This window comes from Pseudanabaena sp. FACHB-2040 (genome assembly GCF_014696715.1).
Classification (GTDB): domain Bacteria; phylum Cyanobacteriota; class Cyanobacteriia; order Phormidesmidales; family Phormidesmidaceae; genus JACVSF01.
This window is the reverse complement of record NZ_JACJQO010000005.1, coordinates 1,148,889-1,167,370: the sequence shown is the minus strand read 5'-3', so window position 1 is coordinate 1,167,370 and position 18,482 is coordinate 1,148,889. Positions and strand designations below refer to the sequence as shown.

Below are 18,482 nucleotides of genomic sequence, written 5' to 3'. Positions count from 1 at the left end.
TCTAGTGGGCTATAGGCCCCACTGAGCAACGACAAGGCGACAATTTGTGAAAGGTTATGAACGCACTGGTGAAAAGAGTTCAAGAGAGCCTACTAGATCTGGTGGGCGGAGCAGTGAGGCTGCTCCCGGCAATCCTGCTGGCGCTGGTTATTCTGCTGATTACCCAGTATGTGGTGCGGGGGGTCAATCAGGTTAGTAAGCGGTTTGGTAGGCGCATCTTAAAGAGCCGTTCTCTACAGCTTCTCTTTACCCAGAGCTGCCGCATTGGCACTTGGGTTGTAGGCATTATGATTGCTGCGGTTGTGGCTTTTCCTGACCTACGGCTAGGAGACATTATTGGCCTGCTGGGGTTAGGCTCTGTTGCGATTGGCTTTGCTTTCCAAGATATTTTTAAGAACTTTTTGGCGGGCATTTTGCTGCTGATCGAGGAGCCGTTTCAGCTGGGCGATCAAATTGTGGTCAATGAGTATGAGGGCATTGTTGAATCAATTCAGATTCGCACGACCCGCATTCTCAACTACACGGGAGAACTGGTTGAAATTCCTAACTCCATCGTCTTTACCAATGCTGTGCGGGTGCTCACAGCTAAGCAATGCCGTCGCACTGACTTAGATATTGGGGTGGATTACACGACACCTCTGCCGCTAGCCAGAGAAGCGTTTCTGAATGTGCTCAACAGCGATATTGAAGGAGTGCTGAAGGAACCGGCCCCGGAGGTAGACGCAGTAGGTTTTGGCGACAGCTCTATCGATTTTAAGGTGCGCTATTGGACGGCACCGCAAATTGCTGACGTGCGACGAACCCGTTCGCGGGTAATTATGGCGCTGAAGGAGGCTTGCGATCGCAACCAGATCAGCATCCCCTACCCCATCCGCACTCTGCACTTTTATGACCAGCGCAACTTTGAGGAAAGCAAGCCGCTCAATGGAGCCCGCTCTGAGCAGCAATAGACAGCTCCACAGAAAACCCCGGTCTTGCCGGGGTTTTCTGATGATTCAACTCATTGAGATGCCTAGAACTGAACTAGTTCTGTGCAACCGAATTGACAGAGAACGCAGAATCTACCCGCAGCTCCAGCTGATTAGGATTAATTACAACCACCGCATTTTGAGAGGTAGTGTTGCCGCTGCCGGTAATCACCTGACCGATCACATTGCCAATATTCTGGTTCCCCACCAGAGGCCCTAGAATTGACTGGGCTGCCGTGGTGACCAGCGCACCCTGTAGAGTAGCCTGGTTGACGTTTTGGGTAGCCGCAACCGGACTAGAAACGATCCGGACTGGGTAGTTATTATTGCCAACTGTCAGTGAATCGGCTACAAACTGAGCTGCCGTAATCGACGAGCCCTGAATGTTGACCGGCACAATCCGGCCCTGAAGGGTGCTGCCTGCTGGCACCAGCACTTGGCCCGCTGCATTACGAATAGGCTGGGCGACTTCTAGAGAGGTCGCAACCGTTTGCCCAGGGGCCACAATGATATCAATCCGGTTGGCACCCGCATTGGGATAGCGCACGCTGATGGGAGTGCCCGCCTCAACCCTCAGGTTTGAGTTTTGGTTAGTTGAGGTAGTCGGATTTGACCCTGTACCTGTACCTGTACCTGTACCTGTACCTGTAGCCGTACCTGTTCCGTAGCCGACAATGTACCTTGCGGCTTCCGAATTGGCCTCTAGGGCAGGGAGTTTACCTTGGGCGACTAGAGCCTGGTACACAAAGGCCGCAACTTCAGCCCGCGTAGCTGGCCGCTGCGGGTTGAGGGTGTTAGGGGTGGGATAGCTTACAACCACGTTACGCTGGGTTGCGGCAGCTACAGCCTCCTGGGCATAGCGAGGGATCTCTCCCTCATCTTGGTAACGATCTAGAGCCTCATTAACGCTGCCTTGAGGGCTAAAGTTCAGTCCGTTAGCCAGAGACACTAGCGCCTGCACTCTGGGAATTTCCTGGGCAGGTTGGAATCTACCGTCAGGATAGCCGGATAAGAAGCCGCTGCTGTAGGCCCCAGAGATTACGTCTTCAGCCCAGTAGTTGTTAGGCACATCAGGAAAATTTGGGGCTGAACGGGTCCCAGGCTGGTCAAACGCCTGCTCCACAATCGCCGCAAACTGGGCCCGAGTTACCGGCTGGTTAGGCTTGAAGGTGCCATCAGGAAAGCCAGCAATGATGTTTTCCTGAGCCAAGCGCTCAATGAAGGGGCGAGCCCAGTAGCCAAAACTAACATCCGAAAAGTTTGCCTGTTGGGCTTCAGCAGGAGCCGTAGTGACTAGAGTGCTAGCTACCCCAGAAACGGTTCCAAGGGCGACTAAGGCTGCCCCACCTAGCTGCCATTTTGAAAATTGAAGCATACTCACGCGTCCTCAAATATCTGCTTTAACGTTGTCAAAAGGGGTTTAGAAAATAATTAAGCTCCAACTATTTCTCCCTATTTCTAAATCTTTAAAGAAAGCCTCTAAAGGGAGAAATATTAGACTAGTTGCCATAGTCAAATATCTGACAAGGCAATATTAGCTAGATTAATTTACCCACTCTCAAGCTTATAGAAGTTTTCGGTAGAACAACTTCATGCAAAGGGCTGATCATAATGACCAAAAGTAACAGAGCTGTGTTCCCAAAAAACACTAGGAGTCTGTCTGAGGCACGAAGTCTTCGTTATTCAGTCCGTTCTGTAGAAACCCGGAAGGTTTTAAGCAAACTCAATATTCATTGAATAGCTGTTACGATGCAGACGCAACCTGCCCCAACGCTTTTTTAAAATTTGCCGACTCTGTGATACTGAACGCGTTGCAGCAACGTACCTACTTAAGGTTTACTTAATTTTTGTGTAGGTTGGTCTAGTTTTAATGCTAAGTTCGGCTGCGCTCATGAATACTATTTTCTAAGGGGCAAAATTTTTTAATCAAATATAAATTTATGTATCAGCAACGCGAGTCCACCTTGAGTGGTCAGCAGGAGATATCTCTTCAGCGGGCCATCAACCGCATTCGGCGCTCCCTGGATTTAAGTGCAATTCTAGAAACTACGGTAGAAGAGGTCCGGGCTTGTCTTAGCCTAGATCGGGTGATGCTCTACCAGTTTCATGCCGATGCCAGCGGTGAGGTGGTTGCTGAAACGATTCGCGATCGCTGCCTACCGCCGTTGCTAGGGCTTAACTTCCCAGCCGACGATATTCCCCTGTGGGCGCGGGAGCTATATCTTAGGGCGCGGCAGCGATCGATTGTGAATGTGCATCTGCAGCAGATTGGCTTTAGTCCCCTACTTTGCCCTGAAAATGGTGAGCCGCTGGCCGTTGAGGATATTCACTACCGGACGGTCAGCCCTTGTCACGTTGAGTATTTAACGGCAATGGGCGTGCAGGCGTCGCTGGTGGTGCCCATTTTGCACTACGACCTGCAGCAGCAGCAGGTTGAGCCGCAGCTGTGGGGTCTGCTGGTGGCGCACCATGCCCAACCCCGATCTTTTAAGGTGAAGGAGCTGCGGCTGGTGCAGCAGATTGCCGATCAGGCAGCGCTAGCGATTGCCCAGGCGACGCTGCTAGTTCAGGCGCAGCAGCAGGCGCAGCGGGAAGCGGCTCTCAATAAAATTACTAGCCTGCTGCACTCTCTTCCTAAAATTCAGCTTCACGAGGCGCTAGAGGAAACGGTCAAGCTGCTACAGGGCGTGGGTGGACGGCTATACCTCAACACCGATCATCACCTGTTTGCTCAGGTCTACACAGTAGGTAAGCAGCCGATCTTACTCTCCCAGGATCACCTGTGCCCAGTGGAGCACCATCCGCTCTGGCAACAGACTGTTCATCCCGAGGGGCCAAACGATCGCATTTGGGCTATTGATGACCTTACTCAAGAAGCTGCGCTCCAGCCTATTGCTGAGGCGTTTCAGCCGCAGCGGCTGCGCAGTTTGCTAGTAGTGCCGCTGCAGTACAATCAGGTGCTGCTGGGCTACCTGAGCGTTTTTCGCCACGAAACCGAGACCGAAACCTGGTGGGCCGGTCGGTTTAACCCGGCCCAAGAGCAGCAGCAGCCGCGTCAGTCTTTTGCTGCCTGGCGCGAACTTAAGCGGGGACAAATTCGTGGCTGGCAACCCAGGGACATCGATCTAGCCCAAGTTTTGCAGCGCCAGTTTTCCATGGCGATTCAGCATCATTCTCTATACGAGCAGGTGCAAACCCTCAATAGCAGTCTGGAGCGGCAGGTGCAGGAGCGCACGGCTGAGCTGCAGCAGTCGCTAGAGTCAGCTCATTTGCTGCGGCAGGTGACCGACCAGATTCGCAGCACGCTCGACTATCAGCTGGTGCTGCGAACGATTGTGCGCGAAGTGCGATCGCTACTCAATACTGATCGGGTGGTGATCTACAAATTCGCCCGCAACTACCAGGGCACCGTTGTTGTCGAGGATGTGCAAGAGGAGTGGATTTCGATCCTTCACGAAGTCTACGACGATATTTGCTTTCCCCTCGAATATGCTCTGCAGTACCGCGACCAAAACCGGGTCAGCGTCGTCAATGATGTAGAGGGCTCGTCTCTGCACCCTTGCCATATTCAGTTTTTGCAGAGCCTGCAGGTCAAGTCCAACCTAGTTGTGCCGATTCGCATTGGTAGCCAGCTCTGGGGTCTGCTAGTCGCCCACGAATGCCGCGCCCCTCGGCAGTGGAAAGCAACTGAAATAGCGCTGCTGCAACAGCTAGCTGAGCAGGCTGAGATTGCTATCAAGCAGGCAAAACTGTACGAGCGTAGCTGCATCACGGCAGAAACGGCGATGAAGCAGGCCATTCGCCTACAGCAGGCTTTGCAAGACCTAAAGCAGACCCAGACTCAGCTAATCCACACCGAAAAAATGTCTAGCCTGGGTCAGATGGTGGCTGGGGTGGCTCATGAAATCAATAACCCCATCAACTTCATCCATGGCAACGTTGTCCACGCTCAAAACTATCTGCAGGATTTATTGAGCCTGGTTGATTTGTATCAGCAGGGTTATGCCTACACCGACCCCCAGGTGCAGAAGCGCATTTCGGAGATGGATTTAGGCTTCATGCAGGAAGATTTGCCCAAGCTGCTGTCATCAATGCTGCTTGGCTCAGACCGGATTCGTCAAATCGTGCTGACGCTGCGCAACTTTTCGCGGCTAGACGAGGCCAAGATGAAGCCTGTCGATATCCATGATGGGCTCGATAGCACGCTGCTGATTCTGCAAAATCGGTTAAAGGCCCAACCAGAACACCTGGCCGTTATTCTCATTAAGGAATACAGCGATTTGCCTCTGGTTGAGTGCTATGCCGGACAGCTCAATCAGGTCTTTATGAACGTCATTAATAACGCTATTGATGCTCTGCATCAGCAGGCGGATGCCCAAACGGCAAAAGGCTTCACAGCAGCTACCGGAACCATCGTTATTAAAACTCATCAGCTTGATGCAGACTGGGTAGAGATTGCCATCAAAGACAATGGACCTGGTATGAGTGAAGCGACTCACTCTAAGCTCTTTGATCCTTTCTTTACGACTAAGCCGGTTGGGGAAGGCACCGGCTTAGGACTGTCAATCAGCTATCAAATCGTAGAGAAGCATGGCGGTAAACTGATCTGCCTGTCAGCTCCGGGTGAAGGCGCTGAGTTTAAGATTCAACTTCCGATTCAAGGGTCTCGATCGAGGGGTGCAACGGTTTCTTGAGGACTGACTGCTATTGCCTGAAAGCTGAGCGAGCGGTGGCCGGGGGGTGGCTGGTTGGGTAGCCTTCTGAGGCGCTACATCAGTAGAAGCGCTGATGCTAGTTCCGTGGAAGAACAAAACGCCACCCGGTGGTCCGAGCAGCGATAGTGAAATGGTTGAGAGCAGTCGTGTCGAGACGATATGGGCAAGCTTGCTGATTCATCTCTACTGTCTTAATCTACGTAAAGATCAGCGCGCGATTGCTCGATTCAGAGACTACTGGTAGATATCTTGCAGACCTAAGCGAGATGCCAAAGTCTGTTGCAGCGTCTCAGGTAGGAGAACTCGATTCACCGCGTGAATGACGCCGTTGCTAGCTTGAATATCGGCATTGACTACGCTGGCATTGTTGACGATAACGCGACCATCATCAGCCACTCGAACGGCTAGTCCACCACCAATTGCCTCAACGGGGCCGGTCGCAATTTCGCTAGCCGTAACTTCGCCACGAACCACGTGATAAGTCAGAACTTGCCGCAGCAAGTCTTGGTTTTCAGGCTGGAACAAGTACTCTATTGCACCATCGGGCAGCAGACTAAAGGCTTCATCCGTAGGCGCAAACACCGTGTAAGGACCTTCGCCCGACAGCGTATTAACCAGTCCTGCTGACTGCACTGCCTGTTCCAATGTACTGAATGATTCACCGTTAGCAGCGATATCTACGATGTTGTTTGTCGTAGCAGCACCAGGCTGATTCATCTCTGTTGGCTGCATCTCCATTTGTTCCATGGAGTTAGATGAACCAGACGAATCAAAATGCTTGTCTGCTAGGGCAGGAGCAGTTATTAGTGCACCTGAACCGAGAATGCTCGCAAATACGGCAAGCTTCGCGGTTGTTTGGGTCAAAAATTTCATACTGAACTGTTTCTTTGTCTACATTGTTAAGTTTATTAAATATCTCCTTAGAAATCTTCTCTCTTTTTGGTTACATCGTGGGCGCAAGATATCTTTCGACTTAATGATATTTTGAGTTGGCAAGGTGAATTTTCGCTATGTAGCCCGATTAGAATAGGTGCGATTTCTCTCTAGTCAATCTGCAAAGAATGCTCGCTTAATCTGGAATTTAATTGGAAATATGGCTCTTGCGATCGCAACTACTTTTGCCGAACTCTATACGTACAACCTGCTCTTTCCCTAGCAGCGCGCAGTAAACTGACGGTTAATGACCTAAAGATGAATGCCGCCCACCCGAAACCACCGATACCCGTATCCTTCTAATTGAATTTCATGAGACCCTTGCTGAACCGCCTCATAGGGCTGGTCTTCCAAGAGGTCAGTGAGACACGTTGCCTCGTCGTCTTTCAGCTTTAGCGTCACGACACAAGCTTCTCTTGATAAGTTGTGGATTGCGATTACGGTGCCATCTTTCCACTGGCAGCGATGGGCAAAAACAGCCGGATTATCTGTATCAATGATTTCCCAACTGCCCCAACCGAACTCAGGGCACTCCTTCCGCATGCGGATGGCGCGCTCCATCCAGTTGAGCAACGATTCGGAATCGCGTCGTTGAGCAATGACGTTTAGCTGCTGATAGCCATAGGGGCCTTCGTCAATAACCGAACGCACCAACTCATCAGGGGAAGCGGTTGAAAATCCACCGTTCTTCTGAGCCGACCACTGCATGGGTGTGCGCAGAGCGTCGCGGGCTTCGAGCGACAGGTCATCCCCCATGCCAATTTCTTCGCCATAAAACAGCACTGGCGTTCCGGGTAGGGTCAACATCAGGCTATACGTTAGGCGAATTCGACGCGGATCGTTGTCTAGTAGGGGTGGAAAGCGGCGACGAATGCCGCGATCAAAAATCCACACGTCTTCCTTATTCTGGTTAAATCGCTGCAAGACCTCGTCTTGTTCTTCATCTGAGAGCTTGTCTAACGTCAGCTCATCATGATTTCGCACAAAGTACGCCCATTGCCCAATCTCAGGCGGATGGGGTTGTGCCTTTAAGCCATTGATCAGGGGGGCTGCCTCTTCTCGAGCTATCGCCAGAGTCAACGTCTGATTGCCCATGAAGCTGAACAATAGCTGCATGCGATCGCCGTCACCGAAGTAGTCGGCAATCTTGTCCATCGGTTCGTTGACTTCTGCTAGGACAATCGCATCTCCTCGACGCCAAGACAGAAAGTTGCGAATTTCCTTGAGGAACAGCAGCGGATCTTTGGCTTCAGCGGTGTCTTTGATGCCTTCTAGCTCAATTAGAAAAGGGACTGCATCTACTCGGAAGCCGGATACTCCCATTTGCAGCCAGAAGCCCATGACTTTGTAGATTTCCTCTCGCACCTTAGGATTGGCGACATTTAGGTCTGCCTGGTGATCGTAGAAGCGATGAAAATAGTAGGCTCCGGCTTCTTCTTGATAAGTCCAGGTGCTGTCTTGGTATCCCGGAAAAATAATGCCTTCGTCAGCATTTTCTGGCTTCTCGTCAGCCCAGACATAATAATCTCGGTACTTAGAGCCTTTGTCTTTGCAGGCAGCTTGAAACCACGGATGATCTGTCGAGGTATGATTCACCACCAAATCTACAATCACCCGTAATCCACGTTGCTCTGCTTGCCGAGTGAATTCAACGAAATCGCCTAATGTTCCTAGCCGAGGATCGACATTGTAGTAATCGGTAATGTCATAGCCATTGTCTCGATTGGGCGTCGGGTAGAACGGCATTAGCCAGAGGCAGTTGACTCCCAAACCTGCAATGTAATCAAGGCGATCGACTAACCCGACAAAGTCTCCAATACCGTCTCCGTTTCCATCCATGTAGATTTCTACATCAAGGCAGTAGATGACGGCGTCTTTGTACCAAAGATCTAGCATGATCGCCTGTAAGTAAGGGCGTGAACATCCTATCGTTACAGGCAGCGGCCTCAGCATCTATCAGCAGGCACATTCAGCAGGTACGTCTGTATCCAGCCCTATTTTGAGCCTGACTATAGCTATAGAGGTGGGAATAGTTTTAACAGATGAAACAATTAGACATTGATCATCTATTGTCTGCTGATAATTCTTAAAGCTGCATTCCATTTCATTGACCTATCTGGTGTAGAATGACCGCTCCTAACCTGCTTCGCTCCATTGTCCTCTCAGCAACCGCAACTTTCGCTTGGGCTTTAGCCGCTTCCAGTGCCCTTGCTTTTTCAGACACCCAATCTCATTGGGCAGCCACCTGTATTGACCAATTAGCGGCGCAACGTCGCGTGAGTGGTTATCCCGAGGGCAGCTTTCGGCCCCAGGCAACCCTTACTCGCACTGAATTCGCTGTTCTCATGCTCAATTCGTTTGGCGATGTTGAGCCGACTCGTAGTGCTCCGACGTTTCGAGATGTGCCCGCTACCTTCTGGGGCTATCGAGCTATTCGAGACGCCTACGCGCGGGAATTTTTCTCAGGCTATCCAGATGGTACGTTTCGACCTACAGAAGCCATTCCCCGAGTGCAGGCGATCGCAATTCTGGCGAATGCTACTCACATGAGCAGCCCAGAAACAGCGGAAACCGTCTTGCAGCGATATTTTGACGATGCTCAGCAGGTGCCAGCCTACGCTAGAAATGCGATCGCAGCCGGAACGGTTGGGCGCTTAGTCGTGAACCATCCGAACGTGCGGCAACTGCAGCCCAATCGAGCCATCACTCGGGGCGAGGTGGCGGCTTTGATCTGCCAGTCTCTCAACCTTGCTCGGACGGTGCCCGTACAGTATGTGGCAGGCGATCGTACGGTGTTTACGATTCCTCCGGAGATGGGAGGGTTTGATCGCTTTTCAGAGGGGCTAGTGTCCTTCTTATTCAATGGAAAAGTTGGATATATGAACCAACAGGGGACAACTGTAATTGCGCCGCAGTTTGACGAGGGGGGAACGTTTTCAGACGGGTTAGCGGCTGTGCGGGTAGGGGCTCAATGGGGCTTTATCGATCGCACGGGAGCCTACGCCATTCCCCTGCAGTTTACGACCCGCCCTGACGACTTCTCTGATGGCATGGCGGCCATTCGCACTGAGGGTGGACTGACTGGATTCATCGACAAATCGGGTGCGATCGCAATTCAGCCTCAGCCCTATTACGCGACCTCTTTTACGGAAGGGCTAGCCGCAATCTCAGTAAATGGTCAATCTGGCTTTATCGACAAAACGGGGGCAATGGTGATTCAGCCTCGGTTTGAGCAAGTCAGAGCGTTTTCAGACGGGTTGGCCGCTGTGAAAGTGCGTCCTTCTCCCACAGCTAGTGCTTTGTGGGGCTATATCGATCGCACCGGGGCATTTGTCATCGAGCCTCAGTATTACGATGCTGAGCCTTTTTCTGAGGGATTGGCTGCCGTTCTTGGCCTCAATGGTGACGGACGAACCTGGGGCTACATTAACCGCGTCGGTGAAACTGCCATTCAACCTCAATTCTTTGCCCATTCAGAGTATCAAGGCCCAGTGACGACTCCCTTTTCGGGGGGCATTGCCATGGTGCGTCGGGGCGAGCAGGCTGGGTTCATTGACCGCACGGGGCGATATGCGATCGCAACTCAGTTTGTAGATGCTGATCGTGTCTCGGATGGCATGGCACGGGTCAATGTGGGCGGCACCTGGACGCGAGTGCAGACGGGCTGTACCCAAAGTGACGGCTGCTTTTATTCCAGCCAGCTTCGGGGTGGCAAGTGGGGCTACATTCAAATGCCGCGCACTGCCAATCCGTAAACAAAGCTGACTTACCCTAAATTGTTGAGGGGGCAGTATCGGCAGGGTGCGTCGTCGTTTAGCGCGGCGCACCAATTCACCAACGAAATTTGCTCACAGCTAAATCTGAGATTTCTTTTCAGTTTAGCTTTGAAAAATATAGATTTCACACCAGCACAGGCGAATCATGCGGTGTTACCCAGCAGTCTTCAAAACCTGTTCAGCGGTTAGTTTTAGATCTAGGAAGGTGTGAGAGACAATAGCCTCATTACCCCGAAATTGCCGAATTTCATATTCCCCGTCCACTAGCGTACAGACAGAAAGAGTGGGTTGTTTGGGTTTCCCAATGTGTCGAGTCCCACCCAATCCTGCATAGTCTGCAATCCAATATTCCGAAATGCCCAAAACTGCATAGTCTTCGACCTTACGAGCATAGTCGTTTTGCCAATTGCTACTGACCACTTCTGCCACAAATTTAATTGAGCTGCCCAGCGTTAAGATTGATTGCTCAGACCAAAGCGGTTCTTTAATCAGTTCACCGCGATCAACCACTACAACGTCAGGTCGAAATGCTGTCATACCAGTGTTAGAAGGGCGTAATAGGCCTCGCTGGAGAACAAACCAAGGTAAGCCCATTGCGTCAATCTGGACACAGATCTTTGCGGTAATGAAGGCGGCAATTTCTTCATGTAAACCTGTTGGTTCCAAATCAAATACCTCTCCGTCGATCAGTTCATAGCGGTTGTCGCCACCATGACGAGCGAGAAATTCGTCAAAGCTAAGTGGCTTCTGTTGAATTGCTTGATCGACTGCAATAGTCATAGGTCAACTTGGCCCAATTAATGCCCTAAGTCTACCAAACTGAATATGTATTATGTATAGTGAATTAAGTCTAACGACCCCGTTCACCCGCCGCTAGTGACTTTTCGGACTCACAGTTAGACTGTTCTCAGTTTTGTTTTGATCGCAGCGACTGTCTCATCTGCCAGTTCATCCAGAGATTTGACTCCATCTAGAGCTAAATCGCAATTCTTCAAGACCCTTGCGTTTACTTCAAGATACATTTCGCGGGTAGCACCACTGAGATACCCTGTTAGGTATTCTTTGAGATAGGTTGCCAGGTATTCTGGATTTTTCTCACTGAGACACCATTCAATATCTCGAAGCAATCGACGTGCTAAGGCAACTTCTAGCGGAAGGTCGATACCCGCTACAAAATCAATAAGCTCGTTCATCTGGGCTCGCTCTCTACCAAACGGCTCCTCTATAACAATGAAGCTGGCTGCCTTGATCACTCCTTTGTTATTGGGGAGAGAAACAGCTTCCCTATGCCGTAACATCTGCAAGTCTTTAAGGAGCTGTGGAGTTTCCCATTGATTGGGATCAGCTCCCTCTCTAATCCACTCAGAGAAGTCCGAGGGGTATTTCGATACGGAAGCATAGTCGTCGAAATAGAAAGATACAGCATCTTCTAGCAACCCGGTTACTTTTTGAACCAGAGAAGTTTTTCCTGATCCAGAGGGGCCACTTATAGCAACCACAAAACTTGGCGATTGTTTGTTAGTCATCCTAGCCACGCCCTTTAACGGCAGTCTAACGGCTCTGTTGAGCAGCTGCAAGCAACCTTCGCATTTTCACCGAGGGCTCTTGGTAACCTGCTCCAACCGAATTGTTGAACCGCGATCGCACAAGTAACATTTGTAGGATAGGCAAAGGGCAACAGCCCGTGCCCATCTTTTAGAGGTTTATCCTGGGATAGGCACGCTTTGCTTTGCCCATCCCAAGAAATCTAGTAAAAATCTTCAACATCACAAGAAACTCTCGTCAATCCGCTGCGCCCGAATTGTTATGCCGTGTCATAACGACTTTGCCGAAACATTAGTGGTCGCTTGTTGATTTGCGTGAAGATAGTTTTTACATCGCTGAACAAACTCAGGATTAACCTTGAAAAACTCTTCATAAATCACGAAAATTCTACACGCATCCCCAATAGCTTTATGGGGCTTAATCAAGTATCTGTAGCGCTCTGGTAACGGGTATCGAAGATTTTTAGAGCCAAAAGTCTTGTTATTTGAGTAAAAGCTAATAATCAATGAAATTTTATCAAGGGAAAACAAGTAATGTATTTCATTTTGAACAATACGCTGTATATCAACAATAGTAATGTTGAATGTATTGATATTTGCTTTCCGCAACAGGTTGAGATCTTCACGCCCTCCAAACAATACAATTTGAGAAACTTGGTACTTCTTTAACAAGCTGTGAAGATATTGACGCAGTTTGCCCAGAGCTTTGAGGGATAGCTTTCCTGCCTCTATCTTTTCAGTTTTCTTGAGCCGGTAATTGGGGTCGAATGGTTTTTGATATTCTCCTCGCCCAACATTGGCAACCCATTCTGAAAACCCAATTGTCTTACCTATTTGATTAATAGTGTTTTTTCGTATGACTAGATCAATATCATGACGGAACTTTCTGCCCTCTAAAACAGGCACACCATCTTCTGAACCAGAGATGACTACACCGACTTCTATGGGAATAAAATGTCTTCTATAAGAACCATAAACTTGCCCCCACTCCATGTCTAAAAACAGAGTCTTCATATATCCCTAGTAAAACCAAAACTCTCCTTATAAGAGCATTCCCAAAAACTGCCCTAACCGATAACCTAAGTGGCATAACGTTCCGCTTCACCCGCCGCTGGTAACCTTTCGTTCTCAAGCAACCATCTTGATACGGTCGGTGTGCAAGCGGCTTGTTATGCCGTCGCTGCTACAGGACGACTCATCACATAAACTGCATGAATTTTATTGCCAAATTGTCGAGGTTCTGTCTTGCGGATAACCTCAAATCCCAAGCTTCTCCAAAACTGTAAGCCTAACTCATTGGCTTCAATTACAGACAATGATACTTGCTTGACTCCCTGTGCTGATACCTAATTTTCAAACGCCTGATAAAACTCTGAATCTAATCCTTGACCTCGTTGCTGGGGACTCAACATCATCAACCCTAACCACCATGTTTGATTGTCTGAGTTAATGTCGAATCGATTCAATCATCCCGATCAGCACATCCTGTGGATTGAACAACCCCAGAATATATTTGTCCTCAGTCATTTTTCCATCTGGCAAAGCATCAAATTCGTCACGCGCTGCCGTCGATGAAGGCGATTGACCATCAGTTAGCAGAGCAAACTCCGTGCATTGCTCGTAAAGGTTTTGCAATACTGTCGCATCCTCTAGTCTGAGGAGCTTTGCTAAATAACCAGAACGATTTAGAGTGAAACTTCTTGAGCTGTTCATACCTTAGTATTTGCGATCGCTCCTAACTTAACTTACCCTTGCTATCCTGCCAGCAATTTCAAAAGCACTTTCTCACCAGTAGTCTTGAACATGCTTGATCTTGAAGGTCACAGATACTCACCAAACCAAGCATAGTCGGCATAACAACTACTTAGAGGGAAACTTTCTACCTAATCACCTATTTGGGATGATTAGGTGGAAACATTTCTATCTAATCACCCACCTGTAGGGCAATTAGATAGAAATGTTTCTGCCTAACCGCTGATCTGGTGTGTTAGGTGGAAACTTTCTGCATAATATTTTGCTGATGTGAGAATTGCTGGAAACTTTCATACTCTTTTTAGCGTACTTAACGTTTTCAAGGTGCGATCGCACCCCCCCCCTCCACCCCCGCCACTCCCCACCTCACAAAAAAGCGGGCCTCGCCAAGAAGCCCGCTTTCTGATGTATCAGTTTTTACTTGAAATTGAGGATCAAATCGGCTACGATTCATCCTCATAGCTGTGTGAGAGCAGCTTGTCTTCCCCCGAAAACTTGGTCTGCGGCACTGGCAGATGTTAGCAGCATCAACCAGCGCCTAACCCATTGACAGATCCAGCCTGTCTCAGGGCTTTGCCTATTTTAGGTCGCTCTGTTATTTCAGCAATGTCAAGGGCTGCCATTTTTTCGGGGATTCCTACCCATTGATTTCAAAGGAATCCCTGGAATGCTTCAAATTCAATACTTCTTGTCGGCTCCTTTAGGAGAGTCGGCACAGCCTCCTGCGTCTGTAAACGTTACAGTCCAGCCGAGGCGCAGACGGTTGCGGCTGTACCTAGTCGGTTCCGAAGCCGATACCCGCAGCGCCATCGATAGCCTGCATATCCTGGGCTATGCTGAGCGCTTCGAGTGGAGCCGAGTCATCGCCATGCCCGAAAATGGCCTGGTAATACGCCCCGACACCGACGACGTGCTGCGCTATCTGCAACGCTACCGTTCGCCCTAACTCCTTCGAGAAGCCGGGCTTCTTCAAGAAGCCTGGCTTCTAACAACAACGGCTTCTAACAACAAAGGAACCTTATGCCGCCATTGGCAGCGAGGATTGATCCAAAATGGCCTTGTAAAACTGCTGTAGCTGGCGAGTAGCAGCAGCCCAGCCCCACTTTTCGGCTTCAGCACGGGCATTGAGCCGCATCTGTTCGCGTTCGGCTTTCACTTCTAGCAGCTTTTGGGTGGCTTTGATGGCTCCCTGCTCATCGGTAGGGTCAAACAGATAGCCGTTTACACCGTTGGTTACGATATCGGGAATGCCGCCAGAGTTTGCCGCCACTACCGGACAGCCTGCCGCCATCGCTTCTAGCAGCACTAGCCCCAGCGTTTCGGTGCGGGAGGGGAAAACAAAGGCATCGGCGGAGGCATAGGCAGAGGCAAGCTGTTCCCCGGCCAGGTAGCCGACAAAGTGAACCGGCAGATCGGCAAAGTGCTTCTCTAGCTCAGCCCTAAACGGCCCATCGCCCACTAGGGCCAAACGTGCCCCAGGAATCGCTTCTAAGACAGGCTTAATACGGTCAATTTCCTTTTCAGCGGAGAGCCTGCCGATGTAGAGCAGCAGCGGCGCTTCGGGGTGGCCTTGGGAGAGGTGCGATCGCATCTCTTCACTTGCCAACTCAGGCCGAAACAGCTCCGTATCTACCCCACGCTGCCACACCTCTACCCGCTCCACCCCATGCTCGCTCAGCTCCGACCGCATTGCTGTCGAAGTCACCAAATTGAGCTGGGCCTGGTTGTGCATAGCCTTGATCAGCTCCCACATCACCCCTTCCAACATGCCTAGCCCATAGTGCTCCAGGTACTTGGGCAGGTGAGTGTGGTATGAAGCCATTAGCGGCAGGTTTAGAGACTTGCTGTAGTAAATCCCGGCCAGTCCCAGCACTGCTGGGTTCACGACATGAATGAGGTCGGGGTTGAACTGCTCCAGCGCCTCGCCAATTGAGGGCCGGGGCAGCGCCAGCTTCAGCTCCGGATACAGCGGAAACGCCATGCCCGACACGCCATGAATTTTTGCCCCTTTGTACTCGCGCAGCCCCCCCTCGGGAGAAAAGACTAATACCTGGTCGCCTGATCGCTGGAGATGTTCTACCGTGTGCTTCAGGCGCGTGACAATGCCATCAACCTTGGGCAAAAAGGTCTCAGTAAAGAGGGCGATCCGCATAGGGGCTAGATAGAGGGTGGATGGGTAGGGGGTGGATGGGTGAATGGTTAGGGGGTGGGGGAGATAGAGGGGGTGAGGAGGGTGGAGGAGTGGGGTGGCGGGAAGATCTGAGGCTTTTGCCTTGTTGTTCCTTTCTGCCCTCCGCCTTCCTCTAGCTCCTCTCTCCTCCCTCCTACTCTTTTTACCGCCGCCACTGCACCTTGGGCAAAATCTGCTCGTTATCAACCCGTTGCTTGTACTTCACAGCGAAGTTGAGCAGCGAGTCGAGCAGCGAGTCAGAGAGGTAGTGGGGCTGCAGACCGAGGTCTAGCAGGTTGGTGTTTTTGGCGTTGAAGTAGTGGTCTTCCATTTCCACGCGGGGGTTGTCTAGGTAGTCAACCTCTACGTTTAAGCCCATTGTGGTGCTGGCTTTCTTGACCATCATGGCCAGATCGCCAACACTAAACATTTCAGTGAACTGGTTGAAAACCCGGAACTTGCCGGCTTCGGCGGGATTTGCGATCGCAATCTCCACACAGCGCACAGTGTCGCGGATATCGAGGAAGGCGCGGGTTTGGCCGCCCTTGCCGTACACGGTTAGAGGGTGGCCCACAGCGGCCTGAATACAGAAGCGGTTGAGCGCCGTACCAAACACGCCATCGTAGTCGAGACGGTTAATCAGCAGCTCATCCATGCCGGTTTCTTCGGTCAGCACGCCGTAAACCACGCCCTGGTTTAGGTCAGTCGCGCGCAGGCCCCAGATTTTGCAGGCAAAGTGAATATTGTGAGAATCGTGAACCTTGCTCAGGTGGTAGAACGAACCCGGCTGCTTGGGGTACGGCAGGGTATCTTTGCGGCCATTGTGCTCAATGGTAATGTAGCCCTCTTCGATGTCGATGTTGGGCGTGCCGTATTCGCCCATCGTGCCCAGCTTCACTAAGTGACAGTCAGGGAAATGGTCGCGAATCGCGTAGAGCAGGTTGAGGTTGCCAATGACGTTGTTTGACTGGGTTAGCACGGCGTGCTCCCGATCAATCATGGAGAACGGGGCAGACCGCTGCTCACCGAAGTGAACAATAGAATCTGGCTGGAACTGCAGCAGCGACTTTTCTAGGAAGGGATAGTCGTTGATGTCACCAATGAACAGGTCAATGGTTTTCCCAGTGAGGTCTTTCCAGCGCTGGAGGCGAGCTTGAATGGGGGCAATCGGAGTCAGGGTCTCGGTGCAGAGCTGAGCATCCCAGTGCCGCCGCACCAGACTGTCTAAAATGCCGACTTCATACCCGCGATTGGAAAGATACAGAGCAGTTGCCCACCCGCAATAGCCGTCGCCACCAATTACTAGGACTCTCATGTCGCTTATTCAAACACTGTGCTGATACTCGCCCAATGTATCAGGTTTGGTGAACCTGTAAACCACCCAACGCAAGATCTCGGTAGGCAGGAATACTGCTGATGACACCTAAAACTCTCAGACTAAAAGGTTTAGCCTCAGCCCACCTTTAGCCGAAACAGCAGGAACTGAGTCTCTTGAGACTCTTCGAAATTGTTGTCGCTGACCATCAAGAGACTCTGACTGCCGTCGGGCAGGCGAGGCCCTAGAGTCATCCCCTCCAGGTTTTCAGCGGCGATACCGGCTGCCGTGAGATCAAGCACCAGCTGCTTGCGAATCGGTTGGATGCCCTCCACGTCTCCTTTGAGGCTAGCAACCCTTGAGATGTCGGTGGCTCCCCCAGTCGCTAGCTGAAACAGCTTGACCTGAAAACCCCGCAGGCCAAAGGCCCGCTCCAAGGCCAGGAAATGCCCTCCCTGATCGAGGGTCAGTAGCTCAGTCAAGCCATTGAGCAGAGCCCCCTGGGGTTCTAAATCTAGAGGGTAGCGGTGCTCGGCAATGACTGTAGACTGGCTTTCCCCAATCAGATAGTGCAAAAAGCGGTTGTTGAGAGACCGGGCCGGATCATCGTCGTAGTCCTGCACCAAGGCCGATTCTGTAGCGGTAAAGACGCGAAACGGCTCGATCAGGGCGTTGCTCGGTTGCCCCAGGCTCACGGTCAAAGATTCTAGGCTGAGGTTGTTTTGAATGCCTTGGCTAGGCGGTGTTTCGTCATTGGGCAGGTAGCGCTCCGGCAGCCGAAAAGCCGCCTGCATTTGCCCTGTCGCTAGGTCAAACTCCCCAATCAGCGGAGCAACGCCCTGGCTAGCGTCTCCTTCACTGCTGATCAAAACCGTTTGCCGAGGCGACAGAGCCATGCCCTCAGGGTCAAGCTGGCCTACACCATAGGACTGCCCCTCTGGATCTGTCAGCTCCGTGAAAGAGTCTACAGCCAGGCTTTCAAAGGCAGGCGTGCCTGCACTATCGGAGGTCAGCCCCAGCGTCAGCGTATAAAAGCGAGGTGGCCCCAGGCGGCCCCGGTCATCAGAGAGGGCATAGAGCTGATTGGTCTGGGGGGAATATGCGATCGCACTTAGCCCCCCCACCGTCGTCCCCTCAAAATCCTGCTGAGGCAGCCGATACTCATCTAGATAGTCCACCGACACCCTGAGAAACAACCGATCCTCAGCCTTCACCCGAGGTATCGCACAGCCTCCCAGCAGCAGCAGACCCACCAAGCCAACCGCCAACCAGAGCTTGAATATTTGACGCATAGGGCTCCTCACATTAG

Annotated in this window: 14 protein-coding genes; 4 read left to right on the top strand and 10 right to left on the bottom strand. The window is 51.2% G+C overall.

The window, feature by feature from the left end; all coding sequences use genetic code 11:
* Positions 1-56: 56 nt before the first annotated feature.
* Entirely contained in the window at positions 57-950 is an 894-nt protein-coding gene (locus H6G13_RS08855) for a mechanosensitive ion channel family protein (RefSeq protein ID WP_190482753.1), read from the top strand.
* Between the two features lie 73 nt (positions 951-1,023).
* On the opposite strand, the gene H6G13_RS08850 is transcribed toward H6G13_RS08855, so the two are convergent.
* The gene (locus H6G13_RS08850; protein ID WP_190482752.1) at positions 1,024-2,343 is read right to left on the bottom strand and encodes an S-layer homology domain-containing protein; all 1,320 of its coding nucleotides are present in this window, start codon (positions 2,341-2,343) and stop codon (positions 1,024-1,026) included.
* A 565-nt stretch (positions 2,344-2,908) separates the two neighbouring features.
* Here H6G13_RS08850 and H6G13_RS08845 point away from each other — a divergent pair.
* Positions 2,909-5,662 (top strand): GAF domain-containing protein, encoded by a 2,754-nt coding sequence (locus H6G13_RS08845; RefSeq protein ID WP_190482751.1) that lies wholly within the window; start codon positions 2,909-2,911, stop codon positions 5,660-5,662.
* Between the two features lie 255 nt (positions 5,663-5,917).
* On the opposite strand, the gene H6G13_RS08840 is transcribed toward H6G13_RS08845, so the two are convergent.
* On the bottom strand, positions 5,918-6,430 hold the full coding sequence (locus H6G13_RS08840; protein WP_199305771.1) for a fasciclin domain-containing protein: 513 nt from the start codon (positions 6,428-6,430) through the stop codon (positions 5,918-5,920).
* 438 nt (positions 6,431-6,868) lie between these two features.
* The gene (locus H6G13_RS08835; protein WP_190482749.1) at positions 6,869-8,512 is read right to left on the bottom strand and encodes an alpha-amylase family protein; all 1,644 of its coding nucleotides are present in this window, start codon (positions 8,510-8,512) and stop codon (positions 6,869-6,871) included.
* A gap of 230 nt (positions 8,513-8,742) precedes the next feature.
* Here H6G13_RS08835 and H6G13_RS08830 point away from each other — a divergent pair, with 230 nt between their 5' ends.
* The gene (locus H6G13_RS08830) at positions 8,743-10,371 is read left to right on the top strand and encodes a WG repeat-containing protein (protein WP_190482748.1); all 1,629 of its coding nucleotides are present in this window, start codon (positions 8,743-8,745) and stop codon (positions 10,369-10,371) included.
* A gap of 174 nt (positions 10,372-10,545) precedes the next feature.
* Here the strand turns inward: H6G13_RS08830 and H6G13_RS08825 are convergent, their stop codons facing one another.
* The 4 genes from H6G13_RS08825 to H6G13_RS28300 all read right to left on the bottom strand — a co-directional run bounded on the left by H6G13_RS08825 (position 10,546) and on the right by H6G13_RS28300 (position 13,649).
* Positions 10,546-11,172 (bottom strand): Uma2 family endonuclease, encoded by a 627-nt coding sequence (locus H6G13_RS08825; protein WP_190482747.1) that lies wholly within the window; start codon positions 11,170-11,172, stop codon positions 10,546-10,548.
* Between the two features lie 116 nt (positions 11,173-11,288).
* The gene (locus tag H6G13_RS08820; RefSeq protein ID WP_190482746.1) at positions 11,289-11,918 is read right to left on the bottom strand and encodes a hypothetical protein; all 630 of its coding nucleotides are present in this window, start codon (positions 11,916-11,918) and stop codon (positions 11,289-11,291) included.
* 288 nt (positions 11,919-12,206) lie between these two features.
* Positions 12,207-12,950, bottom strand: a complete 744-nt coding sequence (locus tag H6G13_RS08815) for a hypothetical protein (protein WP_190482745.1) — start codon at positions 12,948-12,950, stop codon at positions 12,207-12,209.
* A 432-nt stretch (positions 12,951-13,382) separates the two neighbouring features.
* Positions 13,383-13,649, bottom strand: coding sequence for a hypothetical protein (locus H6G13_RS28300; protein ID WP_199305770.1), 267 nt, complete (start codon positions 13,647-13,649; stop codon positions 13,383-13,385).
* 706 nt (positions 13,650-14,355) lie between these two features.
* Here H6G13_RS28300 and H6G13_RS08805 point away from each other — a divergent pair.
* Positions 14,356-14,634 carry a hypothetical protein gene (locus tag H6G13_RS08805; RefSeq protein ID WP_190482744.1) on the top strand — a complete coding sequence of 93 codons (279 nt, stop codon included), beginning with the start codon at positions 14,356-14,358 and terminating at the stop codon, positions 14,632-14,634.
* A gap of 72 nt (positions 14,635-14,706) precedes the next feature.
* On the opposite strand, the gene H6G13_RS08800 is transcribed toward H6G13_RS08805, so the two are convergent.
* The 3 genes from H6G13_RS08800 to H6G13_RS08790 all read right to left on the bottom strand — a co-directional run bounded on the left by H6G13_RS08800 (position 14,707) and on the right by H6G13_RS08790 (position 18,465).
* On the bottom strand, positions 14,707-15,840 hold the full coding sequence (locus tag H6G13_RS08800; protein WP_190482743.1) for a glycosyltransferase family 1 protein: 1,134 nt from the start codon (positions 15,838-15,840) through the stop codon (positions 14,707-14,709).
* A gap of 181 nt (positions 15,841-16,021) precedes the next feature.
* Positions 16,022-17,173: an NAD-dependent epimerase/dehydratase family protein gene (locus H6G13_RS08795; RefSeq protein WP_190482742.1), complete on the bottom strand. Its 1,152-nt coding sequence runs from the start codon at positions 17,171-17,173 to the stop codon at positions 16,022-16,024.
* A 137-nt stretch (positions 17,174-17,310) separates the two neighbouring features.
* Entirely contained in the window at positions 17,311-18,465 is a 1,155-nt protein-coding gene (locus tag H6G13_RS08790; RefSeq protein ID WP_190482741.1) for an esterase-like activity of phytase family protein, read from the bottom strand.
* Positions 18,466-18,482: the final 17 nt, after the last annotated feature.

Excerpts from the sequence above, each read along its gene's own strand:
- H6G13_RS08855 (WP_190482753.1), top strand. The coding sequence starts at position 57 with ATGAACGCACTGGTGAAAAGAGTTCAAGAGAGCCTACTAGATCTGGTG.
- H6G13_RS08850 (WP_190482752.1), bottom strand. The coding sequence starts at position 2,343 with ATGCTTCAATTTTCAAAATGGCAGCTAGGTGGGGCAGCCTTAGTCGCC.
- H6G13_RS08845 (WP_190482751.1), top strand. The coding sequence starts at position 2,909 with ATGTATCAGCAACGCGAGTCCACCTTGAGTGGTCAGCAGGAGATATCT.
- H6G13_RS08840 (WP_199305771.1), bottom strand. The coding sequence starts at position 6,430 with ATGGAACAAATGGAGATGCAGCCAACAGAGATGAATCAGCCTGGTGCT.
- H6G13_RS08835 (WP_190482749.1), bottom strand. The coding sequence starts at position 8,512 with ATGCTAGATCTTTGGTACAAAGACGCCGTCATCTACTGCCTTGATGTA.
- H6G13_RS08830 (WP_190482748.1), top strand. The coding sequence starts at position 8,743 with ATGACCGCTCCTAACCTGCTTCGCTCCATTGTCCTCTCAGCAACCGCA.
- H6G13_RS08825 (WP_190482747.1), bottom strand. The coding sequence starts at position 11,172 with ATGACTATTGCAGTCGATCAAGCAATTCAACAGAAGCCACTTAGCTTT.
- H6G13_RS08820 (WP_190482746.1), bottom strand. The coding sequence starts at position 11,918 with ATGACTAACAAACAATCGCCAAGTTTTGTGGTTGCTATAAGTGGCCCC.
- H6G13_RS08815 (WP_190482745.1), bottom strand. The coding sequence starts at position 12,950 with ATGAAGACTCTGTTTTTAGACATGGAGTGGGGGCAAGTTTATGGTTCT.
- H6G13_RS28300 (WP_199305770.1), bottom strand. The coding sequence starts at position 13,649 with ATGAACAGCTCAAGAAGTTTCACTCTAAATCGTTCTGGTTATTTAGCA.
- H6G13_RS08805 (WP_190482744.1), top strand. The coding sequence starts at position 14,356 with ATGCTTCAAATTCAATACTTCTTGTCGGCTCCTTTAGGAGAGTCGGCA.
- H6G13_RS08800 (WP_190482743.1), bottom strand. The coding sequence starts at position 15,840 with ATGCGGATCGCCCTCTTTACTGAGACCTTTTTGCCCAAGGTTGATGGC.
- H6G13_RS08795 (WP_190482742.1), bottom strand. The coding sequence starts at position 17,173 with ATGAGAGTCCTAGTAATTGGTGGCGACGGCTATTGCGGGTGGGCAACT.
- H6G13_RS08790 (WP_190482741.1), bottom strand. The coding sequence starts at position 18,465 with ATGCGTCAAATATTCAAGCTCTGGTTGGCGGTTGGCTTGGTGGGTCTG.